Origin of the sequence: Pseudomonas sp. YY-1 (assembly GCF_002843095.1) — a bacterium.
Classification (GTDB): Bacteria; Pseudomonadota; Gammaproteobacteria; order Pseudomonadales; family Pseudomonadaceae; genus Aquipseudomonas; species Aquipseudomonas sediminis_A.
Window position 1 is genome coordinate 216,711 of sequence record NZ_PJLX01000005.1, and the last position, 25,669, is coordinate 242,379.

A 25,669-nucleotide genomic window follows, 5' to 3' on the forward strand; every position below is an offset into this window, starting at 1 on the left:
TTGTCGATAAGACCGGCGGCAGCGCTGACGGTTCGCCGCAGCGCGGCTGCTTTATAATCGCCGGCCTGCTGTGGAGAAATGATGAACACCCTGCCGATCGATTCGCTGCTGCCTGATTTGCGCGATGCACTGAGCGCCCGCCACGAAGTGGTGCTGGAGGCGCCGCCCGGCGCCGGCAAGACCACCCGCGTACCGCTGGCACTGCTCGACGCGCCCTGGCTGGCCGGGCAAACCATCCTCATGCTCGAACCGCGCCGCTTGGCTGCGCGTGCTGCCGCAGAGCGCCTGGCCAGTGAGCTGGGCCAGCGGGTGGGCGAGACGGTTGGCTATCGCATTCGTCTGGATAGCAAGGTGGGGCCGAAGACCCGTATCGAGGTGGTCACGGAAGGCATTCTCGCCCGCCGCCTGCAGGACGACCCGGCGCTGGATGGCGTTGGCCTGGTGATCTTCGATGAGTTCCACGAACGCAGCCTCGATGCCGATTTGGCCCTGGCCCTGACGCTCAACGGTCGCGCCATGTTCCGCGCGGTGGACAGTGGCGAGACGCCGCTCAAGGTGCTGCTGATGTCCGCCACCCTTGAAGGCGAGCGTCTGTCGGCGTTGCTGGGCGATGCGCCGGTGCTGCGCAGTGAGGGCCGTATGTTCCCGGTGGATATCCGCTGGAGCGCGCCATTTCAGCCCGGCGAGTGGATCGAGCCGCGTGTGCTGCAGACGGTGCAGCAGGCATTGGCCGACGAGCCGGGCAGCCTGCTGGTGTTCCTGCCGGGCCAGGCCGAGATTCGCCGCGTGGCCGAGCAACTGGGCGAGGCGCTGAGCGATCGCGAAGATATCCTGCTCTGCCCGCTGCATGGTGAGCTGGAACTGTCCGCCCAGCGCGCCGCCATCGAGCCGGCCCCGGCAGGCAAGCGCAAGGTGGTGTTGGCGACGAACATCGCCGAGACCAGCCTGACCATCGACGGCGTGCGCGTGGTCATCGATGTCGGCCTGGCGCGGGTGCCGCGCTTCGACCCGGCCAGCGGCATGACGCGCCTTGATACCCAGCGCATTTCCCGCGCTTCGGCCACCCAGCGTGCCGGTCGTGCTGGCCGCCTGCAGCCGGGCGCTTGCTATCGATTGTGGTCACAGGCGCAGCACGAGCAGCTCAGCGCCTATTCCAGTGCGGAAATCCTTCAGGCCGATCTGTCCGGTCTGGCCCTGCAACTGCTGCGCTGGGGCGTGACGCCGCAGGAGCTGAGTTGGCTCGACGTGCCACCGCCCGCCGCCTACGCCCAGGCGCTGGATCTGCTCGGCCGCCTCGGTGCGCTGGATGAGCGTGGTGCGCTCAATGCTCATGGCCAGGCCATGGCCGAGCTGCCCAGCCATCCGCGCATTGCCCATCTGTTGCTGCGCGGTCAGGCGCTGGGCCTCGGTGCACTGGCTTGCGACCTGGCGGCGTTGTTGTCCGAGCGCGATATCCTGCGCGGCGGTGGCGCTGATCTGCACAGCCGCTTAACCCTGCTATCTGGTGAAAGCCACGCCGCGCGCAGTGCCCAAGGTGGTGTGCAGCGCGCGCGGCAACTGGCGAAACAGTTTCACGGGCTGATCAAGAATCGTCCGGTGACTCAGGCGGTGAGCGACCCCGAGCATCCGCGCTGGCTCGGCTGCCTGCTGGCTTTCGCCTACCCGGATCGCATCGCCCAGCAGCGCCGTGCCGGTGGCGCCGACTACCGCCTGGCCAATTGCCGCGCGGCGCAGTTCGGTGAAGCCGATGCCCTGATGAAGCACGAATGGCTGGTGGTCGCTGACCTGGGCAGTCGCCAGGGCCAGCGCGAGGAACGCATCTACCTGGCTGCCGATCTCGACCCGGCGTTGTTCGCTGGGGAGTTGGCCGAGCAGGTGCAGACGCTGGAGGTGCTCGACTGGGACGAGCGCGAGGGCGTGCTGCGTGCCGAGCGTCAGCGCAAGGTCGGCGAGCTGGTGCTGGAACGCCAGGCGCTGGCGGCGCTGGATGAGGCCGTGCGCGGCCGGGCATTGGTCGGCCTGGTGCGGCGCAAAGGGCTGGAACTGCTGCCCTGGACGCCGGAGCTGCGCCAGTGGCAGGCGCGTGTGGCGTTGTTGCGCGAGCTGGACATTCAGCAGCAGGGGCAAAGCGAATGGCCTGATCTGTCCGATACCGCGCTGCTGGCCAGCCTCGAACAGTGGCTGACGCCATACCTGGGCAAGGTCAACCGCCTCAGCCATTTCGCCAACCTCGACCTACCTTCGATCCTGCAGACGCTGCTGCCCTGGCCGTTGCCGCAACGCCTCGACGAACTGGCGCCGCGTGCTCTGAGCGTGCCGTCCGGCTCACGCATCGCCATCGACTACACGGAGAACCCGCCGGTGCTCGCCGTGCGCCTGCAGGAGCTGTTCGGCCTGGCCGCGACGCCGCTCATCGCCGGTGGTCGCCTCGGCCTCAAGCTGCATCTGCTGTCGCCGGCGCGTAGACCGGTGCAGGTGACCCAGGACCTGGCCAGCTTCTGGGCCAATACCTACATCGATGTGAAGAAGGATTTGAAAGGCCGGTATCCGAAGCACTACTGGCCGGACGATCCCTTGATTGCCGAGCCCACTGCGCGGGCCAAGCCAAGAAAATGAGAAGCCGATGCTGACGCTGAACATCGGGCCTTTGGCCCTTGGTGTATCCCATGTGCTGCTGTTGGGCAGTCTGCTGCTGGCCACACTAGTTGGCTGGTTGATCGGTCGTCGCCACGGCTGCAACCCGGAAAGTCAGTTGTTTCGCATGCTGATGCTGGGGTTGTTGGTGGCGCGCCTGACCTTCGTGCTGATGTATGCCGGTTACTACCGCGATGAGCCGTGGCGCGTGGTAGACATCCGTGATGGAGGCTTCATCGCCTGGCCGGGTGTGCTCGCCGGGCTGATGCTGGGCGCCTGGTATCTCTGGCATCGGGCACAACTGCGGCGATCGCTGGGGGTGGCGATGAGTGTTGGCCTGGCACTATGGCTGGGCGGCAGCCTGGTGCTGCAGGCGCTGGAGCAGGGTACGCGGCTGCCCGATCTGCAGGTGCGGGATATGCAGGGTAATCCTGTGAATCTGCGCGACTACGCGGGCCAGCCGTTGGTGGTCAATCTATGGGCTACCTGGTGCCCACCGTGTCGGCGTGAGATGCCGGTGTTGATGCAGGCGCAGCAGCGTGAGGCGGCAATCACCTTTCTTTTCGTCAATCAGGGAGAAAGCGCTGGGCTGGTGAGCGAGTTCATCGCTGCGCAGCAACTTAGCCTGGGCCATTTGCTGCTCGACGAACAGGTCAAGCTGGGGCTACTGGTGGGCTCGCGTGCACTGCCCACCACGCTGTTCTACGACGCCGAGGGGCGGCAGATTGGCAGCCATCTCGGCGAGCTGTCGCACGCGAGTCTGGAGCGAGCGCTGGCCAGGCTGCGAGGCGATTGAAGGGTCAGTACAGCCACAGGTTCTCGCCTGACTCCTGCAAGCGCTGGTAAACCTTGTCCAGGTCGTCGCGCAGGCGCTCGGCACCTGGTGCATGGCGAGAGTAGATCAGCCTCAGCGGCAGGCGTTGCACTTCGACGAAGGGTAGTTCGTCCATGCCCAGCGTGCGCATCGCCTGCTCGACGGGGGCGCGGTAGTCCAGCAGGTAATCGGCGCGCCGCCGCTGGAGCATTTCCAGAGCCGAGGTATGGCTGCGGGTGCGGTGATGGATGATGTTGCGCGCCGGATCTTCCAGCCATTGATTGACGTCCTGCCAGTAGCTGTAGCCAGTGATCATGATCACCCCACGGCCCTGTAGCTCGTCCGGAATGATGGGCGCCGGCGTGTCGAGGCGAAAGTACAGGTTGAGGGTGATTTCCCCCAGCAGGTGTCGGCTCTCCAGAGTGTGGCCGGCCAGCTCGGGCTTGCCGGATGCGCCTGCCCAGAGCTGGATGCTGCCGTCGAGCAGGCCACCGTAGAGGCGGGCGCCGGGGTAGGAGCGAAAGTCCGCCTGGTATCCCGCCTCGTCGAGCAGGCGGGCGGTCAGCTCCAGGCCCGAGCCACTGGGCTGGCCTTGTGCGTCGGTATAGGAATAGGGTGGAAACTCGTAGTAACCGACGTGAACGCGTTGCCTGGTTTCGGCAGCATGGGCGGCGTGTAACCAAAGCAGGGCGATGAATATCAGGCAGAAGCGTCTTGGCATCCGGGTATCGCGGCTCTTCGCCGTCTTTTCGTTGTTATCGAGTGGTGCTCGCCGAGCATGGACAAGTCTCGGTGGATTTGTCCAGCCCTGCCTCGGTTATTCCTCGCTGGGTAGAAAGAAGCGACCTATGACCGGCAGGTGGTCGGAGATGGCCAAGGTATCGCGTTGGCGAACCTGGCTGGCGAGTGGGGTCAGGCGTGGGCTGTAGAACAGGTAATCGAGGGTGCGGTCCGGGCCGCTGGCGGCCGGATCATTGGGGTAATGGGTGTACCACCTGGCCTGGTCGTCACCACTGGCCTGCTGCAGGCTGGGTATCATCGGGTAGCGACGGGCCAGGTCCTGCAGTTCGCTGTCAGCGGCGTACCAGCTACGTTGATCTTCCGGAAGATGCTGAAACTGACCGGGTGGCAGCAGGTTGAGATCGCCGCCCAGCACCCAGGGTTTGTCGCTGTTTTGCAATTGCTGGAGCAGACCGTCGGTCATCTCTACCTGGCGCTGCATGGTGTCCGCGCCCTGAGCGAAGGCATCGAAATGGGTGTTGATCGCTACCAACTCTTCACCACCACGAATCGGCAGGTAGCTGACCAGCAGCGCGCGCTTGAGTTGAAACTGACGGCTCAGCAGATCCGTTTCGAGCATGGGCAATTGCAGGCGCTCGGCGCGGGCGATCTGGAAGCGGCTGAGGGTGCCGAGCTTCATGCCAACGCTGCCCAGGATGTGCGGGTGCGGGACGAAGCCGGCCTTCCAGTAGAACGCCTGAGTGCTGCAGGGGTAGAGATCGCCCAGGCGCGCCTGTAACAGGGCCAACTGATCCTGGTAGTCGCTGGCCCTGGCGTTGTCATGCAGCTCCTGCAGTAGCACCACGTCGGGCTTTTCGTCGCGCAGGATGCGCACCACTTCATCCAGCGTCAGGGCCAGGTCTTCCCTGCTCGGGCGTTCGTCCGGGCCATCGCCGCCGGGCAGGTCGTACCAGAACACGTAGCGTTTGCCGGCCAGGTATTGCACGTTCCAGGTCATCACCTTGAGCGCTTGGCCAGGTTGCAGTTGTGCGACCTGGCCGCTACACGACACGGCCGCCTCTTCATGGGGTTGCGGGCGCCAGGTCAGGGCGTAGACCAACGCGAGCAGCACGGCGAGCGAGGGCAGCGCGATGAGCAGGAGCAGGCGAAGCGGACGATGCAGAGACATGATGAAACGGGCGACTATGCTGGAAGGAGGCGAGGATACCCGAGTGCGTCGGATCGGCCCAGGCATGCGCAGTGCATAGCGGTTCCCGCTCCGTTTCGCCCCGCCAGGGACAGCGGCCAGAGGCTGCAGTACCATGCCGAAAGGTTCGATAGGCTGCGCGTCGGCCGTCATGTGGGATGCTGACCGGCAGCGTCGCCGACACTGGGCTTTGGGGAGCCGTGCATGTATCGCAAGGTGTTTGCCAACAAGGTATTCGACCGCAAGGTGGTGCTGATCACCGGTGGCTGCGCTGGCATTGGCCGGGCGTTGGCCATGCGCCTGGCACAGGCGGGCGCGCGCCTGGTGATTCTCGACCTCAATCAGGCGGCGCTGGACAGCCTGGTGCAGCACCTGGCCGATCATCACAACGCCGAAGCGCTCGGCCTGCTCTGTGACGTCGCTGATGCCGGGGCCGTGCAGCGCGCCGTGGCGCTGGCAATCGAGCGTTTCGGTGGGATCGACGTGCTGGTCAACAACGCCGGCATCACCCACAGCAGCACGTTCGCCGAGACCAGCCTGGAGGTCTTCCAGCGGGTCATGGCGGTCAACTATTTCGGTGCCCTGCATTGCACGCAGGCGGCATTGCCCAGCCTGATCGCCCGGCGTGGGCAGATCATCGTGCTCAGTTCCTTGTCCGGTATCGCGCCCTTGCTCTATCGCAGCGCCTACAACGCCAGCAAGCACGCACTGCACGGCTTGTTCGAAACCCTGCGCTACGAGCTCAAGGGCTCGGGGGTGAACGTGATGCTGGTGTGCCCGGGCTTCACCGCCACCGACCTGCGCAAGAATGCCCTGGTCGGCGACGGCTCGGTGGCGGCCCAGGCACCGCTGGCGATGGGCAAGGTCGCCTCGCCGCAGGATGTGGCGGACGCCATCTACCAGGGCGCGCTCAAGCGTCGCCGCCTGTTGGTGCTGTCGAACGTCGATTGGCGCGCGCGGGTGCTGGCGCGTTTCTTCCCCAGGCTGTTCGAGCGCGTGCTGCTGCCACGCCTGTCCGGCCTGAAGCCGCGCAACCAGGGGCGCATCTGATGCGTGCCTGGCTGTTGATCCTGCTGGTGCTGGCGCCGTTGTGCCGGGCCGATGAGGCGCCGCCGCTGCGTGTGATGACCGATCTATGGCCGCCGTTTCGCATGCTCAGGGAAGATGGCCAGCTGCAGGGGCTGGATATCGATCTGCTCAACGAGCTGTCACGCCGCACCGGCATGCGTTTCGACGTGCAGCGCGCCCCCTGGGCGCGTGGGCTGGCGGCGTTGGAGCAGGGCTCCGCAGACATGATGACCGGCCTGGCCAAAACGCCTGAGCGCGAGCGCTACATCCGTTACCTGGATGCGCCGTACTACGCCTGCTCGCCGCGTTTCTACGCGAGCCCGGCGCGGGCTGCGCAATTGAACGACTATGCATCGCTACGCGGGCTGCGGATCGGCTATGTTCTGGAGTCGGTGTATTTCCAGCCGTTCGACAGCGACGAGGCGCTGGACAAGGTTGGCGTCAGCAACGAGCAGCAGCTGCTGGAAATGCTCGCGCGTGGTCGCATCGATGCCCTGGTCGGCACCGACTGCCAGGTCGACTATTCCCTGCTCGATCCAAAGCTGGCCGGGCGGATCGCCAAGGCTGCCTACCAACCCGAGGCGCGCACCGAACTCTATATCGGTTTCTCGCGCAAACGCCTGGCGCGTATGCCAGAGCTGGCTGCTGCGCTCGATACCCTGCTGCATGAAGGATGGCTCGCCAACGCCGCGCTGCGCTACCAGCCAGTGGTGGCGAACCAGTAGGCGCTTGGTGCGTCAGCCGTGGTCGTGCTGCGCCTCGCCGGCAAGCATCAGCGCCACGTCCCAGAAGGCAGCCTCGATCTTGTGGCCGTCGAGATCTCTGACGAAACACCCGTAGTAGGGCTCGCCATAATCCGGGCGCGGCCCTGGCTGGCCTTCGTCCTTGCCGCCGGCTGCCAGTGCTGCTTCGTGAAAGGCATGCACCGAGGCCTTGTCCGGAGCGACGAAGCCGAAGTGGCTGCCATTGCCCAGTGTTGCGGGTTGGCCGTTGATTGGTGTCTGCACCCAGAACTCCGGGTACTCGCGGCCGAAGGCCACCGCGCCGGGGTGGCTCATGATCTCCCGGCAACCGAGGGTGGCCAGCACCTTGGCGTAAAAGGCGCTGGCGGCATCGAAGTCATTGGTGCCGATGGATACGTGGGACAGGATGCTCGGGTTCGTTTCGCTCATGGCGCTCTCCTTACGCTGGCCAAAGCTGCAAGCCTAGCAGGTCGTTGAAAAACGTAGGCGAGGCAGCCACTGCAAGGCAAAAATAGGCGAAAAAGCGGAGTTTACGGGCTGTAAATGAGCATTTTGAGCCTGTTTTTAACGCAGCAAGGGCAACGCAGGTAGTTTTTCAACAGCCTGCTAGTCACTGTTCTCGGCATTCGCCGCTGGCTGCGGTTCGAGCAGCATGAACAGGCGGAACAGCACGACGATGGCGAACAGTTGCAGGAAGCCGTTGCCGGCCTGATGCAGCACCCACAGCAGGGGGTCGCTCTGGCTCGGCTGCGTCCACCAGTCGAGCAGCCACAGCGGTACCAGCACGTTGGCCAGGCAGGCGAATACCGGCCAGAAGCGCCCCTCGGTCATCGTGAAGCTGGCCTGCAGTGCGCGTAGCGGTGGCTCCTGGCGCAGCACCAGGATCAGTTCGGAGAAGGCCAGGCGCATCATGATCCAGATGCCCGGCACGATGAACAGCGACAAGCCGAGCATGATTGCCAGGGTGCTCAGCCCCGCCATCAGGGCGAAGGTCGGCCACAGCTGCAGGCCAGCCGCGAACAGCTGCGCATTGCCGGGCGTCTGACCGATGCTGCGTGCATGCAGGAAGAGAATCAGCGGCGCGGCATACAGCGGGTAGAAGAGAATGCCGAGCAAGATGCCATAGGCCGGGTTGGCGCCTTCGCCGAGCTGGGCGGCGAGCAGCGTCTGGGCGATGGCTTCGAGCAGCAACAGTGGCAGGGTCAGGCGGGCAATGGCCGCCAGGTTGTGGCTGGAGAAAAACCAGGCGTCGCGCAGGACGGACAGAGGCTTCATCGGCAGGTCACCAAGTGTGGGGGCGTGGGCGCTGTGGCCGTTCGCCGGGGCAGTCGAATGGGTTCAAGGGTACTCCAGCTGTGCGTTGGGCTGCGCCTTGAGCAGACGCGGCAGTTCGCTGCCGGGCACTTCCAGGGTCAGTTCGGGCGGGCCGGGCGAATACAGCAGAAAGTCGCAGGTCAGCACCGCGCGGTCGACCAGCAGGGTGATGCTGGCGTCATGCCCGAACGGGCAGGCGCACATCGGAACGCAGCCGGTTTGCTCGATCAGCTCCTCGTCGCTGGCGATGCGCGGGCGACTGCCGAGCAGCGCCTTGAGCCTGGCCCAGTCGGCGCGGGCGCCTTCGAGGGTGATCAGCATGGCGTAGCGCTGTGCACCGTTGCGCAGGAACAGGCTCTTGCTCTCCACGCCGCGCAGACCGAAACGTTGGCGCACGGCATGGGCGGTGGGGTAATCCAGCACCGGCTCATGCTCGACCAGGCGGTGGCTGATTCCCAGGCGCTGGAGCAGGTCGAGGTTACGCTGGCACAGCTGTTGGAGAGGCGTCATGGCGCCAAGGATAGGGGCTGCGCCGCGCCCGGGCCAGCCCTGGGCGCGCCTGCCGCCCGGCTCTGGCATACTGGCGCCTTCGTCGCCCCCGAGGACTCCAGGTGAAGAAGATCGCCGTATTCGCCGATGTGCAGAACCTCTACTACACGGTGCGCCAGGTTCATGGCTGCCATTTCGACTACAGCGTGCTGTGGGCCGAGGTCAGTCGTCGTGGGGTGATCGTCGAGGCCTACGCCTACGCCATCGACCGGGGTGACGCCAAACAGCAGCAGTTTCAGCAGATCCTGCGCAAGTTGGGTTTCACTGTGAAGCTCAAACCCTATATCCAGCGTGCTGACGGCTCGGCCAAGGGCGACTGGGACGTGGGCATCACCATCGACGTGCTCGACGCCATCGAGCGCGTCGACGAGATCGTTCTGGCCTCCGGTGACGGCGATTTCGACCTGCTGCTCGAACGCGTGCGCAGCCGTGGCGTCGAAGCCATCGCCTTCGGCGCGCCGGGGCTGACGGCGCAGTCGCTGATCCGCGCCGCCAGCCTGTACGTGCCCATCGAGGGCGAACTGTTACTACGCAATAACTGAGGTTTTACGTGGAATCCATCGCCGTCATCGACTTCGAAACCACTGGCGTGTCGCCGAGCCAGGCGCGCGCCACCGAAATCGGCGTGGCGATCATCGAGGACGGGCGCATAGTCGACCGCTATCAGAGCCTGATGAACAGTGGCGCCTGGGTCCCGCCGTTCATCGAGCAGCTCACCGGCATCAGCAATGCCATGCTGCGCAAGGCGCCGCCCTCCGATCAGGTGATGAACGAGGTGGCCGACTTCATCGGCGAGCGGCCGCTGCTGGCGCACAATGCCTCCTTCGACCAGAAGTTCTGGGACGCCGAGCTGGCGCGGGTGCGCCGGCGTCGCTTGCAGCCGTTCGCCTGTTCCCTGCTGCTGTCACGGCGTTTGCTGCCGGAGGCGCCGAGCCACAAGCTGGGCAACCTCAACACCTGGGCCGGCCTGCCGGATACTGGCCGCGCTCACCGTGCGCTGGCTGATGCCGAGATGGCGGCGAACCTGACCCTGCACCTGTTCGGCCTGCTGCGCGAGCGCCATGGCCGGCACCAGGCCGATCATGCCTTTCTCTGCCAGTTGCAGAACCTCTCGGCGGCCAAGGTGCGGGCGTTGCTGGCCAGCGCTTGCTGAGCTGACCCCGTCCCTGTAGGAGCGGCTGGGCGGCATCCCGCTTTAGCCGCGAAGCCTTTGTATTCGGGAGAGAACGCCGCGGATTTCAGGATGTTTCGTGAGAGACGCTTTCCACTCGGGCATCCTGCTTCGTTCTGCCTCCCGCATGCATGCAGTCGCAGCGGCGATTTTCGCGGCTGAAGCCGCTCCTACGGGTGGGGAAAGGGTAAACTGCGCGACTGTTTCCATTGCCATCCTGGTTGCCCCATGACCTTCGCCTCCCTCGGTTTGATCGAGCCGCTGCTGCGCACCCTCGCTGACCTCGACTACAAGACGCCGACCCCGGTGCAGAGCCAGGCCATACCCGCCGTGCTCAAGGGTCGTGACCTGATGGCGGCGGCGCAGACCGGCACCGGCAAGACCGCCGGTTTCGCCCTGCCGCTGCTGCAGCGCCTGACCCTGGAAGGCCCGCAGGTCGCCAGCAACAGTGTGCGTGCGCTGGTGCTGACGCCGACTCGCGAGCTAGCCGAACAGGTGCTGCAGAGCTTCCAGGCCTACGGCCAGCATCTGCCGTTGACCAGCTACGCGGTGTACGGCGGGGTCAGCATCAACCCGCAGATGATGAAACTGCGCAAGGGCGTGGACGTGCTGGTGGCCACGCCAGGTCGGCTGCTCGACCTGTACCGGCAGAACGCGGTGAAGTTCTCCCAGCTGCAGACGCTGATCCTCGATGAGGCCGACCGCATGCTCGATCTGGGATTCGCCCGCGAGCTGGACGAGTTGTTCAGTGCGCTGCCGAAAAAGCGCCAGACCCTGCTGTTCTCCGCCACCTTCTCCGATGCCATCCGGCAGATGGCTGGCGAGCTGCTGCGCGACCCGCTGTCGGTGGAAGTCAGCCCGCGCAATGCCGCCGCCAAGACCGTCAAACAGTGGCTGATCCCGGTAGACAAGAAGCGCAAGAGCGAGCTGTTCCTGCACTTGTTGCAGGTCAAGCGTTGGGGCCAGGTGCTGGTGTTCGCCAAGACCCGCAAGGGTGTCGATCAGCTCGAACAGGAGCTGCTGGCCATGGGCGTGTCCGCTGATTCGATTCACGGTGACAAGCCACAGCCCAGCCGTTTGCGCGCACTGGAGCGCTTCAAGGCCGGCGAGGTGCAGATCCTGGTGGCCACCGACGTGGCCGCACGCGGTCTGGATATCGACGACCTGCCGCTGGTGGTCAACCTCGACCTGCCGATCAACGCCGAAGACTACGTGCACCGCATCGGCCGTACCGGTCGCGCGGGCAGCACGGGTGAGGCGATCTCCCTGGTCTGCGCCGACGAAGTGGATCAGCTGGCAGCGATCGAGAACCTGATCCAGCAGTTGATCAAACGTGTCGACGAGCCGGACTTCATTCCCGATCACCGCGTACCGCTGACGGCGGTCGGCGGCCAGGTGCTGAAGAAACCGAAGAAGCCCAAGCAGAAGCTGATCCCCGGTGCGGGCAAGCCTGCCGGCAAGGGCAATATCCACCTTGGCCGCTGGTTCGAGGAAGAGGACGCCAAGCCCAAAGCCAAGGCGGTACGCAAGGTACCGAGCTTCGGCAGCAAGCCCAAGGGTGGCAAGAAGTCGTAGGTTGCGCCGTGTGCACCGGGCATGGACGCGGTCTCGGCGGGTTTCACCCGCCCTACGAGGCTGCGGTCGTATCGTAGGGCGGGGGCACCCCGCCATGGATTTCACCCGTTCGCCTGCGCCGCCACGGCCGCCGCCGTCATGTCATAGATCACCAGGCACACATGCTCCACCGGCTGGCCGGCCAGCGGCAGCAGGGTGACGTTCTGGTACATGAAGTCGGCCTGGCCGGTGATTGGCTGGTAGCTCTTGAAGCGCATCAGGTACGGGCGCTGTTGCCACAGGCTGAAGGCACGGGTGCCCAGCTGCACCACGCTTTCCACCTTGCGTTCCAGCCAGGGGCGGTCGATGTCCGGGAACAGTTCGAACAGCGAGCGGCCCTGAGCCTGATCCGGCCCCAGCCCGGAATGGTTTTCCATGAAGGCGTTCCACACCTCGACGCGGTACTGGCGGTCGAGCACCACCACGCCGACGTCGATGCATTGCACGATGTCGAGCAGCCAGTGAACTTCCTTGATATCGATCTGCGCGGGCATGGCCTCACTCCATCAGGTAGCCGATCTTGGCGGTCAGGCGCTTGATCGAGTCTTCGGTGAACAGCAGCAGCAGGTCGAAGTGGATGGCATGGCCCTCCAGGCTGTAGCTGATTTCCACGGCCAGAGTCTTGCGCCAGCGCCGCGAGTTGACCTGAATCAGCTGGTCGAGGCTGGCGTGTTGCCCGAGCAGTTGCGGGTGTCCCTGGGAAAAACGCAGGTCGAGCTGCTCGGCGATGCCGGCCAGACAGGCACCGATCAGGATGCTGGCCAGGTCCAGCAGCATCTCCGAGGTTTCTGCTTCGTTCTTCGGCTGCCAGCCAAGCAGGCGCGCCATGTCGTTCACTTCCGAATCATGGAACAGCAGCAGCGCCTCGCCGGCGATGGCCTCGCCGATGAAACCCTGACAGATGGCGCTGAAACGTTCACCGCGCTGGGCGTCGAGCAGGGTCATGTGCAGTTCGCTGACTTCGAAGATGTTCACCTGTGGCACCGGCAACTGCACGAATACTCCGAGCACCTTGGCCAGCAGCGCGGCGGCGCGGCCCATGGCGACGTTGCTCACCTCGCGCAGCGCATCGCGGAAGCTCACCTTCAGCTCCGACAGCGCCGCCGCCTGGGCCTGTGCCGCCGGCGTGCCCTGAGGGTCGAACAGTTTCAGCTCGATCAGCGTCTGGCGCAGGATTTCCGGATCGGCTGGTTTCTTGATGAATGCCAGCGCACCCAGTTCGCGTACGCGACGCACGGCTTCTTCCTGCACGTCGCCGGACACCACGATGACCTGGCTCTTGAGCGCTTCGGCGCGCAGCGCCGCGAGGGTCTGGTAGCCGTCGAGCACCGGCATGGTCAGGTCGAGCAGCATGACCTGGCCCAGGCCCTGGCGGATCAGCGCCAGCGCCTCCTCGCCGTTGCTCGCCTGACTGAGGGAAACCGGCCATTCAGCCGGCAGGGCGCGGATCAATTGCTTGCGCGCCATATTGGAGTCGTCGCAGACCAGCAGCGGGATCACGGCGGGGGGATTACCTGTGTGGGAGAGCGCTGAAACTCAGCATAGTCGCAGCCCGTGCGGCGTCACAGTGGTTTCAGCGGTTTTTCAGGCGTAGGGCGGGTGAAACCCGCCAACCGGATATGGCGGGTTGTACCCGCCCTATGGCCTTAGCCAGTCCGTAGGGTGGGCTTCAGCCCACCGACAGCGGCCAGCCTGGGTGGGCTGAAACGGAGCGCCGCCCGGCCCACCCTACAACTACACGGCATGCAACCAGTCGAGTACGCCCTGCGCGGCCACCCGGCCACTGGCGAAACATGCAGTGAGTAGATAGCCGCCGGTTGGCGCTTCCCAGTCGAGCATCTCACCGGCGCAGAACACGCCGGGCAGTGCCTTGAGCATCAGACCGTCATCCAGTGCCGCAAAGGGCACGCCGCCGGCGCTGCTGATCGCCTCGTCGAGCGGCCGGGTGCGTAGCAGGGTAATCGGCAGCGCCTTGATCCAGGCTGCCAGATCGGCCGGCTCGGCAAAGGCTGCGGCCGGCGCCAGTTCGCGCAGCAATGCGGCTTTCACGCCGTCGAGGCCGGCCTGGCGGTGCAGGTGCTTGGCCATGGAGTGCTTGCCGCGTGGTTTGCCCAGCGCCTGCTGCAGTTTGGCCAGGGGCATCTGCGGCAAGAGGTCGAGGTGGGTCAGGGCCTGGCCGTCGGCCTCGATGGCGCGGCGGATATCGGCGGAAAAGGCGTACGCCAGGCTGCCTTCGATACCGCCAGCAGTCAGCACGAACTCACCGACGCGAGGCGCCTGGCCGGGCAGGCTCAGGGCGACGTTCTTCAGCGGCGCCCCGGCGAATTTCTCCCTGAGATATTCACTCCAGCCAGCCACTTCGAAGCCGCAGTTGCTCGGCTTCAGCGCTGCCACCTCGATGCCGCGCGCCTGTAAAAGCGGCACCCAGGCGCCGTCGGAGCCCAGTCGTGCCCAGCTGCCACCGCCCAATGCCAGCAGGCAGGCGTCGGCGGCCTGTGCGCGTTCACCGTCCGTGCCGGCGATACGCAGGCTGCCGTCATCGTTCCAGCCCAGCCAGCGGCTGCGGGTATGGATGGTCACGCCCAGCTCGCGCAGACGGCGCAGCCAGGCGCGCAGCAGCGGCGCGGCCTTCATATCGGTGGGGAACACGCGGCCGGAGGTGCCAACGAAGGTGTCGATGCCCAGGCCATGAATCCAGGCGCGCAGGGCATCAGCATCGAACTCACGCAGCAGCGCCGCGACCTCGGCCTGGCGCTCGCCGTAACGGCCGATAAAGGCGTCCTTGCGCTCGGAATGGGTGATGTTCATGCCGCCGACACCGGCCAGCAGGAACTTGCGCCCCACCGAGGGCATGGCGTCGAACAGCTCCACACGCACACCGCCCTGTGCCAGCACTTCGGCGGCCATCAACCCGGCCGGGCCGCCGCCGATGATGGCGACATTATGAACGTTGGGCTTGGCGGCTGTGGTCATGGTGATGAGCAGACAGGAGAAAGGCCGCGCATTCTACCCGAGTGCCTTGCGGCCTTGTCATTTGCCCCGGGTTGGGGCAGGTTCAGCTCGAACCTTTTCGGCTGGAGCCCGTTATGTCTCAGATCTGCCCCGACATCGATCCCGATGGCCTGCTCGAATATTCGGTGGTCTACACCGACCGCTCGCTGAACCATATGTCGCAGTCGTTCCAGGGTGTGATGCGTGATATCTCCGCCACCCTGAAACAGGTGTACAACGCCCATGCCGTGGCTGTGGTGCCGGGCAGCGGCACCTATGGCATGGAAGCGGTGGCGCGCCAGTTGGCGACCGGGCAGAAGTGTCTGGTGATTCGCAACGGCTGGTTCAGCTACCGCTGGACGCAGATCTTCGACATGGGCCGGATTCCCGCCGCGGCGCAGGTACTCAAGGCACGCCCGGTCGCTGAAGGCCCTCAGGCTGCCTTCGCGCCGGCGCCGCTGGACGAGGTGCTGGCCACCATCGCCGCCGAGAAACCGCAGGTGGTGTTCGCCCCGCACGTGGAAACCTCCTCGGGCATGATCCTGCCGGACGACTACCTGCGCGCCGTGAGCGACGCGGTGCATGCGGTCGGCGGCCTGTTCGTGCTCGACTGCATCGCCTCCGGCACCCTCTGGGTGGACATGCGGGCCTGTGGCATCGACGTGCTGATCAGCGCACCGCAGAAGGGCTGGAGCGCTTCGCCGTGCTGCGCTCTGGTGATGCTCAGCGAAGCGGCGCAGGCGCGCGTCGAGGCGACGCAGAGCAGCAGCTTTGCCTGCGACCTGAAGAAGTGGCTGCAGATCATGCAGGCCTACGAGCAGGGCGGCCACGCCTACCACGCCACCATGCCTAGCGATGCCCTGGCGCGTTTCCGCGATGCCATGCTCGAGGCGAAGACCCTCGGCTTCGCCAAGGTGCGTGAGCAACAGCAGGAACTCGGTGATCGGGTACGCGCACTGCTGGCCGCCCGCGGCTTCAAGAGCGTCGCGGCCAAGGGCTTCGAGGCGCCGGGCGTGGTGGTCTGCTACACCGACGACGGGCAGATCAAGAGCGGCGCCAAGTTCGCCGCCGTCGGCCTGCAGATCGCCGCTGGCGTGCCGCTGCAGTGCGACGAGCCGGCCGACTTCCAGACCTTCCGCCTCGGCCTGTTCGGGCTGGACAAGCTGGGTAACGTCGAGCGCACGGTGAATACGCTGGAGCAGGCGTTGGACAAGGTGTTGGCCGGCTGAGTCATTCGCTGAACTGGCGGGTTGCACCCGCCCTACGTGTTGAGCAGGCCTGTAGGGCGGGTGCAACCCGCCATCGGAAGCACGCTTAGCCCAAGCCTCGCGCCGCCCACACCCTTGCCGCGCTGTGATGCAGGATGCCGTGGCGGCGGGCGAGGGCGGCGTGATCCTTCGAGTAGCCGCCGCCAATCACCCCCAGCACCGGAATGTCGCGGCCCAGGCAGTGCTGCAGCACGGCTTCGTCACGGGCGGCCAGACCGGCGTCGGTCAGTTGCAGGTAGCCCAGGGCATCGTCCTTGTGTACATCGACGCCGGCGTCGTAGAGCACCAGGTCCGGCTGGTAGAGCGGCAGCAGGTAGTTCAGCGTGTCGTCCACCACCTTCAAATAATCGGCGTCGCCCATGCCGCGTGGCAGGGGGATATCCCAGTCGCTTTCGGCCTTGCGCGCCGGGAAGTTCTGCTCGCAGTGCAGCGATACGGTGATCGCGTCCGGCTCGTTTTCCAGTAGCCGTGCGGTGCCGTCGCCCTGGTGCACGTCGCAGTCGAAGATCAGCACGCGGTGCACGCGACCCGCTTCGAGCAGGTAACGGGCGATCACCGCCAGGTCGTTGAAGATGCAGAAACCCGAGGGAAAGTCATAGTGCGCATGGTGCGTGCCGCCAGCCAGGTGGCAGGCGAGACCGTGGCGCAGGGCCAGCTCGGCGGTCAACAGCGAGCCGCCCACGGCGCGCACCGTGCGCCGCGCCAGCGCCTCGCTCCAGGGTAGGCCCAGGCGGCGCTGGTCCTCGTATGACAGTTCGCCCGCCATGTAGCGGGCGATGTAGTCCGGGCAGTGAACCAGGGCGAGAATCTCCGCCGGGCACAGCTCCGGGCGTTGCAGCTCGGCATCGCTGGTCAGGCCGCTATCGACCAAGTGATCGCGCAGCAGGCGGAATTTCTCCATGGGGAAGCGATGCCCGGCCGGGAAGGGCGGGCTGTAATCCTCGTGGTAGACCAGCGGTAGCGGCATACAATGACGACTCAAGCGAATTGACGGCTTATGGTCGCAGCCAATCGAGACAACTGCCATGCCCCTGATCGAAACCTCCACCGAACGCCTGCTGCTGCGCGCCTGGCGCGACAGTGACCTGCCGGCGCTGGCCGCGCTGAATGCTGATGCCGAAGTGATGCGCCATTTCCCCGCGCCACTGGATGCCGAACAGAGTGCGCACCTGCTGGCGCGCCTGCGTGCGCATCATGAGCAATATGCTTTCACCTTCTGGGCACTGCAGCGGCGCGACAGCGGCGAGCTGATCGGTTTCACCGGCCTGGCGCAGGTCGACTTCGACGCGCCTTTCGTACCGGCCGTTGAAATCGGCTGGCGTCTGGCACGGGCACACTGGCGCCAGGGCTATGCCAGCGAGGCGGCGCGCGCCGCGCTGGCCGTGGCCTTCGAGCAGCTTGGGCTGGACGAGGTGGTGAGCTTTACCGTGCCGGCCAACCTGCCGTCGCAGGCGGTGATGCGCTGCATTGGCATGCAGCGTGACGAGGCTGGCGATTTTCTCCACCCGCGTGTACCGGACGGTCATCCGCTGCAACTGCACGTGCTCCATCGCATCCGCCACGAGCAGTGGGAGGCAGGGCGATGAAGGATGTATTGGCCTACCACCAGCTCAGCAACCACGCACCCGAGCGCTTTGCGCCGGGGCCGGGGCAATTGGACTGGGCGACACAGCCTGCGCCGTTTCGCCGCTACGCTGGGGCCCGGCTGATCGAGCTGTACCACCGCCCGCTGGAAGAGGGGCCGGGCTACGACGCGGCATTCGCGGGGCCGCAGACGCCGCCCGCACCACTGGATCGCGCCAGCGTCTCGCAGCTGCTCTACGACAGCCTGGCCATTTCCGCTTGGAAGGAGGCCGGTGGCAGCCGCTGGGCGCTGCGGGTCAACCCGTCGTCCGGCAACCTGCACCCGACCGAAGCCTATCTGCTGTTGCCGCCGGGTGTCGTGGATGAGGGCGGTGTGCTGGCCCACTATGCCCCGGATATCCATGCGCTGGAGATACGCAGCGAGCTGCCCGCGCAGCTTGGCCGGCAGTTGGCAAGCAGCCTGCCGCCCGGTGGTTTTCTCCTCGGCCTGAGCAGCATCGCCTGGCGCGAGGCCTGGAAGTACGGCGAGCGCGCCTACCGCTACTGCCAGCACGACCTGGGGCACGCCCTGGCGGCGCTGGCCATCGCTGCCAGCGTGCAGGGTTGGCAGGTGCGCATGCTGCACGGCGTTGCCGAGGCGCGTCTGGACGGCCTGCTGGGGCTGGATGATGAAGGCTTTCACGAGGCCGAGCACGGCGACTGCCTGCTGTGGATCGGCCCGGCGCAAGCGATGGAGTTCGTGCTGCCCGAAGCTCTGCTGAGCGGATTGGTGCAGCTCGAGCGGGTTGGGCCGCCCAATCGTCTGTCGCGCGAGTATCGCCACTGGCCGGAGCTGCAGCGTGTACACGGGCTGTGCCGCGCGCCGGCGCGTCCTCGTGCTGCGTGGAGCGCGGAGGCAGCCAGGGTTCGCGATGACAACCCCGGCCTGCCACTGCGGCCGATCCTGCATCGCCGACGCAGTGCGCAGGCCATGGACGGCCGCAGCGGCATTCAGGCGTCACTGCTGCTGGCCTGGCTGCGTCGCCTGCTGCCGCAGCACTCGCCGGTGCCCTTCGCCGTGAACGGTGAGCCGAGCCAGATCGACCTGCTGCTGTTCGTCCATCGGGTGCAGGGCCTGCAACCGGGCCTGTACTGGCTGGATCGCACGGGCAGCGGTGTGCAGCCGCTACGCGAGGATTATCTGTGGCAGCAGGTGGACGACAAGCTGCCGTTGTACCGCCTGCTCGAAGGCGATGCCCGTGGCTTGGCGGGCTTTCTCAGCTGTGGCCAGGACATTGCCGCCGATGGTTGCGTGGCCTTGGCCATGCTGGCGCGGGTGGAACGCGTGGTGGCCAATGGCAATTGGCGCTATCCCAGGCTCTACTGGGAGTGTGGCCAGATCGGTCAGATGCTCTATCTGGAAGCCGAAGCGGCAGGGCTTTCCGGTACGGGCATCGGTTGCTATTTCGACGATGCTTTGCGCGAGTTGCTTGGAGATGCCGACAGCGGGCTGCAAAGTCTTTACCATTTCACCCTTGGCCGCGCCGTTTGGGATGAACGCCTGACATCGCTGCCGGCCTACCCGCAATTGCGTATACCCCCATGCAAGGAGACGACACCCCATGACTCAGGTTCTCGATGATCTGGTGGCGCTGCTCAGCCTGGAGCAGATCGAGGAAAACCTGTTCCGTGGCCGCAGCCAGGATCTTGGTTTTCGCCAGCTGTTCGGCGGCCAGGTGCTTGGCCAGTGCATCTCCGCTGCCAGCCAGACGGTCGAGGAAGCGCGTCACGTGCATTCCATGCACGGCTATTTCCTGCGCCCGGGCGATGCCAGCCTGCCGGTGGTCTATCAGGTCGAGCGCACCCGCGATGGCGGCAGCTTCAGCACCCGCCGGGTGGTGGCGGTGCAGAAGGGCAAGCCGATCTTCTTCTGCAGTGCGTCGTTTCAATATGAAGAAGAGGGCTTCCACCACCAGAGCCAGATGCCGGATGTCCCCGGCCCCGAGGGCTTGAAGTCGGAAACCGATCTGGCGCGGATGGTGGCACCAATGATTCCCGAGCGTATGCGCGAGCGTGCGATCAGCGACAAACCCATCGAGATTCGCCCGGTCACCCTGATCAACCCCTTTGCTCCGCAGCCTTGCGAACCGGTCAAGTACGTGTGGTTCCGCGCCGCCGGCGAGCTGCCGGACGACCCGCAGTTGCACAAGTACCTGCTGGCCTATGCCAGTGACTTCAATCTGCTGACCACCTCGATGCAGCCGCATGGCGTATCGGTGTTCCAGAAGTTCATGCAGGTGGCCAGCCTCGACCATTCGCTGTGGTTCCACCGCAACCTGCGCATGGACGACTGGCTGCTGTACGCCATGGACAGCCCCTGGGCCGGCAATGCCCGCGGCTTCTCCCGTGCCAGCATCTACAACCGCCAGGGCGAGCTGGTCGCGTCGGTGGCTCAGGAGGGGCTGACGCGCGTGCGCGAGGACTGGAAGTGAAGGTACTGCGCGAAGCACGTCACTGGGTGTTCGACATGGACGGCACCCTGACCCTGGCGGTGCATGATTTCCCGGCGATCAAGCGGGCGCTGGGCATTCCTCAGGAAGACGACATCCTCCACCACCTGGCGGCGCTGCCGGCAGACGAGGCAGCGGCCAAGCATGCCTGGCTGCTGGAGCACGAACGCGAGCTGGCGCTGGCCTCACGCCCGGCACCAGGGGCCATCGAGCTGGTGAGGGCGCTGTGCGAGCGCGGCTGCCAGCTCGGCATCCTGACTCGCAATGCCCATCCGTTGGCCCTGCTTACCCTGCAGGCCATCGGCCTTGATGACTGCTTCGCCACGGCCGATATCCTCGGTCGCGACGAGGCTCCGCCCAAACCGCACCCGGGCGGTTTGCTGCATCTGGCCGAGCGCTGGGCGGTCAAGCCGCAGGAACTGGTGATGGTCGGCGACTACCGCTTCGACCTGGAATGCGCCCAGGCTGCCGGTGCGCGCAGCGTGCTGGTCAACCTGCCGGACAACCCCTGGCCGGAGTTGACCGAGTTGCATGCGCAGGATTGTGCGCAGCTGCTGGCTGCGTTGGCCTGAGTGGCGGCACGGCGCTCTTAGGGCGAAATCGGGGCGAGCGGATCGCGAATGAATTCGCTCCTACAGAGAGGGCACTGCGCAGCAGTCGCCTTCAACGTTCTCTGAGGCCTCGGGTGTCTGCCACTGAATAAGGCGGCTTCAGGTTCTGTAGGAGCGAATTCATTCGCGAAAGCGAACTTCAGGCCGCATCCGAATTGCCGCCATACAGCTATCGCCAAGCCTCAGGGTCCCGGATTTCATCCGGGCTACGGTGCGGCGTCAGTCCGTCAGAACTCCCACAAAAAAACGCCCCCGCAAAGACTGCGGGGGCGGCGCGTTGGATAAGGTCGTCCTTGAAGCGGGTTACGCGCGGTCAACCTTGTGGGGCGTTGTTCCCGGTATTGCTCCAGCCACCCCCCAGGGCCTTGTACAGCTCCACTTCGCTGCTGAGCTGGGCCAGGCGGTCGGTGATCAGCTGCTGGCGCACGCTGAACAGCTGGCGCTGGGCGTCGAGCAGGGTCAGGTAGCTGTCCACGCCGGTGCGGTAGCGGCGCTCGGCGAGTTCGTAGTAGGTCTCGGTGGTTTCCAGCAGGGCGCGCTGGGCGTCCAGTTGCTGACGATAGGTGGTGCGCGCGGCGAGGCGGTCGGCGACTTCCTGGAAGGCAGTCTGGATGGCCTTCTCGTACTGGGCCACCTGGATGTCCTTCTGCAGCTCGGCATAGTCGAGGTTGGCGCGCAGACGCCCGGCGTTGAAGATCGGCAGGTTGATCTGCGGCTGGAACAGCCAGGTGCCCGAGCCGCTGTCGAACAGGCCGGACAGCTGGCTGCTGGCGGTGCCGGCATTGGCGGTCAGGCTGATGCTGGGGAAGAACGCCGCACGCGCCGCGCCGATATTGGCGTTGGCGGCCTTGAGCTGGTACTCGGCCTGCAGCAGGTCGGGGCGACGCTGCAGCAGGTCGGCGGGCAGACCGGCCGGAACCTGTTCCAGCAGTTCTGCATTGAGCTTCAGCCCCTGCGGCAGGTCGGCCGGCAGGCCGGTGCCGAGCAACTGGGTCAGGGCGTTGCGGTCCTGAGCGACCAGGCGCTGGTACTGCGCCAGGCTGACGCGGGCGCTGTCCACCGAGCTGCGCGCCTGGCTCAGGGCCAGGGCGTCGGCGACGCCGACGTCGAAGCTGCGCTGGGTCAGCTGGTAGCTTTCTTCAAAGGTCTTCAGGGTGTCCTGGGTCAGCTGTAGCAGCGCCAGGTCGGCCTGCCATTGCAGGTAGGCGTTGGCGACGCTGGCCACCAGGCTGATCTGCGTGCTGCGCTGCGCCTGTTCGGTGGCCAGGTATTGCTGCAGGGCCTGCTCGCTGAGGCTGCGGATACGACCGAAGAAATCCAGCTCCCAGGCGTTGACGCCCAGGGTCGCGCTGTACTGGCCGCTGGTGCGGGCTTCACCGGTCTGGCTCAGATCAGCCGGTAGGCGCTGGCGAGTGCCGGCACCATCGGCGGAGACCGAAGGCAGCAGGTCGGCGCGCTGGATGCGGTACAGCGCGCGATAGGCTTCGACGTTCAGCGCAGCGACACGCAGGTCGCGGTTGTTCTCCAGTGCCACCTGCACCAGTTGCTGCAGCGCCGGGTCGCGGAAGAACTCGCGCCATTGCAGGTCAGCCGCTGCACGGCTGCCTTCGCTGGCGGCGCTGCCATAGGCTTCGCCTTGCGGCCAGTCGGCAGCCACCGGAGCGTCAGGGCGTTCATAATCGGGAATCAGGCTGCAGCCGCTGAGCAGAGCGGCGGCCACGGCCAGGGACAACAGGGACTGCCTCATTGCAGTACCTCCTTCTCTTTTTCACTTGCCGGCTCGGGGCGCTTCTTCTCGAAAATCGAGCAGACCACTACGTAGAACAGCGGAATCCAGAAGATCGCCAGGATCATCGCGCTGAGCATGCCGCCGATCACCCCGGTGCCGATGGCGTGCTTGCTGCCCGCGCCGGCACCACTGGCGATGGCCAGCGGCAGACAGCCGAGGATGAATGCCAGTGAGGTCATGATGATCGGGCGCAGACGCATGCGGCAGGCTTCGATGGCGGCTTCAGCGAAGGTCATGCCCTGCTCGTACTGGGCCTTGGCGAACTCGACGATAAGGATCGCGTTACGCGCCGATAGACCGATGGTGGTGAGCAGGCCGACCTTGAAGAACACGTCGTTGGACAGCCCGCGCAGTTCGGTGAACAGCAAGGCGCCGATGATCCCCAGCGGTACCACCAGCATCACCGAGAACGGGATCGACCAGCTCTCGTAGAGTGCTGCCAGGCACAGGAACACGACGATGGCGGAGATCACGAACAGTGCAGTGGTCTGCGAGCCTGCCAGGCGCTCCTCGTAGGACAGACCGGTCCAGGAGTAGCCAACGCCCTGTGGCAACTGCGAGGCGATTTCCTCGACCGCTGCCATGGCATCACCGGTGCTGTAGCCGGGCGCCGGGGCGCCGAGGATTTCCACCGCCGACACGCCGTTGTAGCGTGCAAGCTTCGGTGCACCGTAAGTCCATTCACCGCTGGCGAAGGCACTGAACGGCACCATGCGGCCCTGGTCGTTGCGTACGTACCACTTGTTCAGGTCTTCCGGGCTCATGCGTGCGTCGGACACGCCTTGCAGGTAGACCTTCTTCACGCGACCACGGTCGATGAAGTCGTTGACGTAACTGGCGCCCCAGGCAATCGACAGGGTGCTGTTGATGTCCGCCAGCGACAGGCCGAGGGCACGGGCGCGCTCGTCATCGATCAGCAACTGATACTGCGCTTCGTCGCGCAGGCCGTTGGCACGTACGCTGTCGAGCACTGGATGCTCGTTGGCCAGTTTGAGGAACTTGTCACGTGCCTCGTTCATCACCTGATGGCCGACGCCCGCCTGGTCTTGCAGGAAGAAGTTGAAGCCGGTGGCGTTACCCATCTCCATCACCGCCGGCGGGGCGAAGGCGAACACCATCGCATCACGGAAGCTGAAGAAGTGCATCTGCGCACGTTGTGCCAACGCGGCGACGCCATTCTCCTCGCCCGGACGTTCGCCCCACGGCTTGAGCATGATGAAGGCCATACCGGAGCTCTGGCCGCGGCCGGCGAAGTTGAAGCCGGTGACAGTGAACACCGATTGGACTGTGCTCGCTTGGTCTTCCAGCAGGTACTGGCGCATTTCGTCGACCACCACCTGGGTACGCTCGGCACTGGAGCCGGACGGCGTCTGCACCTGGGCGAACAATACGCCCTGATCTTCCTCGGGCAGGAACGCGGTGGGGATGCGGGTGAACATCCAGGCCATGATGATGACGATCACCAGATACAGAATCAGGTACGGCGCCTTGCGCTTGATCATGCCCGCAACGCCGCGCTGATAGGCATTGCTGCCGCGCTCGAAGGTGCGGTTGAACCAGCCGAAGAAGCCGCGCTTGGCCTCATGGTGGTCACTGTCGATAGGCTTGAGGAGGGTAGCGCATAGCGCCGGAGTGAAGACCAGTGCCACTAGCACCGACAAGGCCATGGCCGAGACGATGGTGATGGAGAACTGCCGGTAGATCACCCCGGTGGAACCGCCGAAGAAGGCCATTGGCAGGAACACCGCCGAGAGCACGAGGCCGATGCCCACCAGCGCGCCCTGGATCTGGCCCATGGACTTCTTGGTCGCCTCCTTGGGCGACAGGCCATCCTCGCGCATCACCCGCTCGACGTTCTCCACCACGACGATGGCGTCGTCCACCAGCAGGCCGATGGCCAAGACCATGGCGAACATGGTCAGGGTGTTGATGGAAAAACCGAACGCGGCAAGTATGCCGAATGTACCCAGCAGTACCACCGGCACCGCCATGGTCGGGATGATGGTGGCGCGCAGGTTCTGCAGGAACAGGAACATCACCAGGAACACCAGCACGATCGCCTCGAACAGGGTGTGCACCACCCCTTCGATGGAGGCCGAGATCACCGGTGTGGTGTCGTAGGGGAAGACCACTTCCATGCCGGCCGGGAAGAATGGCTCAAGATTGGAGATGGTTTCACGCACCGCCTTGGCGGTGTCCAGGGCATTGGCCCCAGTGGCCAGTCGAACCGCCAGACCGGAGGCCGGCAGACCGTTGAACTGCGCGTTGATGGCGTAGTTCTCACCACCCAGCTCGACCTTGGCGATATCACCCAGGCGCACCTGGGAGCCATCGGCCTGCACCTTGAGCAGGATCTTGCGGAATTCTTCCGGGGTCTGCAGGCGGGTCTTGCCGATGATGGTGGCGTTGAGCTGATTGCCCGGCGACGCTGGAAGACCGCCGAACTGGCCAGAGGAAATCTGCACGTTCTGCGCCTGGATGGCGCTGCGTACGTCAACCGGAGTCAGCTGGAAACTGTTGAGCTTGGCTGGGTCGAGCCAGATGCGCATCGCATACTGCGCACCGAACACCTGGAAGTCGCCGACGCCCTTGGTCCGCGAGATCGGGTCCTGCAGGTTGGAGACGATGTAGTCGGACAAGTCCTCACGGGTCATGCTGCCGTCCTTCGACACCACGCCGATGACCATCAGGAAGTTACGCACCGACTTGGTCACACGGATGCCCTGTTGCTGGACTTCCTGTGGCAGCAGCGGGGTGGCCAGTTGCAGCTTGTTCTGCACCTGAACCTGGGCAATATCCGGGTTCACCCCCTGTTCGAAGGTAACGATGATCTCCATGCTGCCGTCGGAGTTACTCGACGAGCTGACATAGCGCAGGCCGTCGATACCGTTGAGCTGCTGCTCGATCACCTGCACTACGGTGTCCTGCACCGTCTGCGCCGAGGCACCCGGGTAGGAAACCTGAATGGCAACGGCGGGCGGCGCGATGCTCGGGTACTGGTTGATCGGCAGCTTGAGGATGGACAGGCCACCCGCCAGCATGATCACCAGGGCGATCACCCAGGCGAAGATCGGCCGGTCGATAAAGAATCTGGACATTCAGT

Annotated in this window: 23 protein-coding genes; 12 read left to right on the forward strand and 11 right to left on the reverse strand. The window is 65.4% G+C overall.

The features are described 5' to 3' along the window. Positions 1-81: 81 nt before the first annotated feature. Together hrpB and CXP40_RS09625 are read left to right on the forward strand one after the other, a co-directional pair. Positions 82-2,616 (forward strand): ATP-dependent helicase HrpB, encoded by a 2,535-nt coding sequence (hrpB, locus tag CXP40_RS09620; protein WP_106733520.1) that lies wholly within the window; start codon positions 82-84, stop codon positions 2,614-2,616. A 7-nt stretch (positions 2,617-2,623) separates the two neighbouring features. After that, complete coding sequence (locus CXP40_RS09625; protein WP_106733521.1) at positions 2,624-3,430, forward strand: TlpA disulfide reductase family protein; 807 nt, start codon at positions 2,624-2,626, stop codon at positions 3,428-3,430. Positions 3,431-3,434: 4 nt separating this feature from the next. Here CXP40_RS09625 and CXP40_RS09630 read toward each other — a convergent pair whose 3' ends face one another. After that, positions 3,435-4,169, reverse strand: a complete 735-nt coding sequence (locus tag CXP40_RS09630) for an ABC transporter substrate-binding protein (protein WP_106733522.1) — start codon at positions 4,167-4,169, stop codon at positions 3,435-3,437. Positions 4,170-4,265: 96 nt separating this feature from the next. After that, complete coding sequence (locus CXP40_RS09635) at positions 4,266-5,357, reverse strand: endonuclease/exonuclease/phosphatase family protein (RefSeq protein WP_106733523.1); 1,092 nt, start codon at positions 5,355-5,357, stop codon at positions 4,266-4,268. Between the two features lie 222 nt (positions 5,358-5,579). On the opposite strand from CXP40_RS09635, the gene CXP40_RS09640 reads away from it, so the two are divergent. Then, positions 5,580-6,425 (forward strand): SDR family oxidoreductase, encoded by an 846-nt coding sequence (locus CXP40_RS09640; RefSeq protein ID WP_106733524.1) that lies wholly within the window; start codon positions 5,580-5,582, stop codon positions 6,423-6,425. Then, positions 6,425-7,168, forward strand: a complete 744-nt coding sequence (locus CXP40_RS09645) for an ABC transporter substrate-binding protein (protein ID WP_106733525.1) — start codon at positions 6,425-6,427, stop codon at positions 7,166-7,168. The genes CXP40_RS09640 and CXP40_RS09645 overlap by 1 nt, the downstream gene beginning before the upstream one ends. A gap of 12 nt (positions 7,169-7,180) precedes the next feature. Here the strand turns inward: CXP40_RS09645 and CXP40_RS09650 are convergent, their stop codons facing one another. The 3 genes from CXP40_RS09650 to CXP40_RS09660 form a co-directional block, all read right to left on the reverse strand. Then, positions 7,181-7,615, reverse strand: coding sequence for a VOC family protein (locus CXP40_RS09650; RefSeq protein ID WP_106733526.1), 435 nt, complete (start codon positions 7,613-7,615; stop codon positions 7,181-7,183). 177 nt (positions 7,616-7,792) lie between these two features. Beyond that, complete coding sequence (locus tag CXP40_RS09655) at positions 7,793-8,461, reverse strand: hypothetical protein (protein ID WP_106733527.1); 669 nt, start codon at positions 8,459-8,461, stop codon at positions 7,793-7,795. Positions 8,462-8,524: 63 nt separating this feature from the next. Further along, positions 8,525-9,010 carry a YbaK/EbsC family protein gene (locus tag CXP40_RS09660; RefSeq protein WP_106733597.1) on the reverse strand — a complete coding sequence of 162 codons (486 nt, stop codon included), beginning with the start codon at positions 9,008-9,010 and terminating at the stop codon, positions 8,525-8,527. A 101-nt stretch (positions 9,011-9,111) separates the two neighbouring features. Between CXP40_RS09660 and CXP40_RS09665 the strand changes: the two genes are divergently transcribed. From CXP40_RS09665 to CXP40_RS09675, 3 genes are all read left to right on the forward strand, one after another. Beyond that, a complete protein-coding gene (locus tag CXP40_RS09665) occupies positions 9,112-9,591 on the forward strand; it encodes an NYN domain-containing protein (RefSeq protein ID WP_099526217.1) in 480 nt (159 codons plus the stop codon). Between the two features lie 8 nt (positions 9,592-9,599). Further along, positions 9,600-10,202, forward strand: a complete 603-nt coding sequence (locus CXP40_RS09670; protein ID WP_106733528.1) for a PolC-type DNA polymerase III — start codon at positions 9,600-9,602, stop codon at positions 10,200-10,202. 246 nt (positions 10,203-10,448) lie between these two features. Further along, a complete protein-coding gene (locus tag CXP40_RS09675; RefSeq protein ID WP_106733529.1) occupies positions 10,449-11,795 on the forward strand; it encodes a DEAD/DEAH box helicase in 1,347 nt (448 codons plus the stop codon). Between the two features lie 101 nt (positions 11,796-11,896). Here the strand turns inward: CXP40_RS09675 and CXP40_RS09680 are convergent, their stop codons facing one another. The 3 genes from CXP40_RS09680 to CXP40_RS09690 form a co-directional block, all read right to left on the reverse strand. Beyond that, on the reverse strand, positions 11,897-12,328 hold the full coding sequence (locus CXP40_RS09680; RefSeq protein ID WP_106733530.1) for a PAS domain-containing protein: 432 nt from the start codon (positions 12,326-12,328) through the stop codon (positions 11,897-11,899). 4 nt (positions 12,329-12,332) lie between these two features. Then, positions 12,333-13,334: a response regulator gene (locus CXP40_RS09685; RefSeq protein ID WP_106733531.1), complete on the reverse strand. Its 1,002-nt coding sequence runs from the start codon at positions 13,332-13,334 to the stop codon at positions 12,333-12,335. A gap of 234 nt (positions 13,335-13,568) precedes the next feature. Then, positions 13,569-14,807 (reverse strand): TIGR03862 family flavoprotein, encoded by a 1,239-nt coding sequence (locus CXP40_RS09690; RefSeq protein WP_106733532.1) that lies wholly within the window; start codon positions 14,805-14,807, stop codon positions 13,569-13,571. A 113-nt stretch (positions 14,808-14,920) separates the two neighbouring features. On the opposite strand from CXP40_RS09690, the gene CXP40_RS09695 reads away from it, so the two are divergent. Further along, a complete protein-coding gene (locus CXP40_RS09695) occupies positions 14,921-16,054 on the forward strand; it encodes an aminotransferase class V-fold PLP-dependent enzyme (RefSeq protein WP_106733533.1) in 1,134 nt (377 codons plus the stop codon). A gap of 85 nt (positions 16,055-16,139) precedes the next feature. Here the strand turns inward: CXP40_RS09695 and CXP40_RS09700 are convergent, their stop codons facing one another. Then, complete coding sequence (locus CXP40_RS09700) at positions 16,140-17,060, reverse strand: histone deacetylase (protein ID WP_106733534.1); 921 nt, start codon at positions 17,058-17,060, stop codon at positions 16,140-16,142. Between the two features lie 58 nt (positions 17,061-17,118). On the opposite strand from CXP40_RS09700, the gene CXP40_RS09705 reads away from it, so the two are divergent. From CXP40_RS09705 to CXP40_RS09720, 4 genes are read left to right on the forward strand one after another with little or no spacing between them, the layout of a single operon-like run. Continuing rightward, complete coding sequence (locus CXP40_RS09705) at positions 17,119-17,679, forward strand: GNAT family N-acetyltransferase (RefSeq protein WP_106733535.1); 561 nt, start codon at positions 17,119-17,121, stop codon at positions 17,677-17,679. Further along, positions 17,676-19,298, forward strand: coding sequence for a nitroreductase family protein (locus tag CXP40_RS09710; protein WP_106733536.1), 1,623 nt, complete (start codon positions 17,676-17,678; stop codon positions 19,296-19,298). The genes CXP40_RS09705 and CXP40_RS09710 overlap by 4 nt, the downstream gene beginning before the upstream one ends. Then, positions 19,279-20,148 (forward strand): acyl-CoA thioesterase II, encoded by an 870-nt coding sequence (gene tesB / locus CXP40_RS09715; RefSeq protein ID WP_013717112.1) that lies wholly within the window; start codon positions 19,279-19,281, stop codon positions 20,146-20,148. The genes CXP40_RS09710 and tesB overlap by 20 nt, the downstream gene beginning before the upstream one ends. Further along, positions 20,145-20,738, forward strand: a complete 594-nt coding sequence (locus CXP40_RS09720) for an HAD family hydrolase (protein ID WP_106733537.1) — start codon at positions 20,145-20,147, stop codon at positions 20,736-20,738. The genes tesB and CXP40_RS09720 overlap by 4 nt, the downstream gene beginning before the upstream one ends. A gap of 352 nt (positions 20,739-21,090) precedes the next feature. Here CXP40_RS09720 and adeC read toward each other — a convergent pair whose 3' ends face one another. Then, a complete protein-coding gene (gene adeC, locus CXP40_RS09725) occupies positions 21,091-22,524 on the reverse strand; it encodes an AdeC/AdeK/OprM family multidrug efflux complex outer membrane factor (RefSeq protein ID WP_106733538.1) in 1,434 nt (477 codons plus the stop codon). Further along, positions 22,521-25,664, reverse strand: a complete 3,144-nt coding sequence (locus CXP40_RS09730; protein WP_106733539.1) for an efflux RND transporter permease subunit — start codon at positions 25,662-25,664, stop codon at positions 22,521-22,523. Before CXP40_RS09730 ends, adeC begins: the two co-directional genes overlap by 4 nt. Between the last annotated feature and the right edge of the window lie 5 nt (positions 25,665-25,669).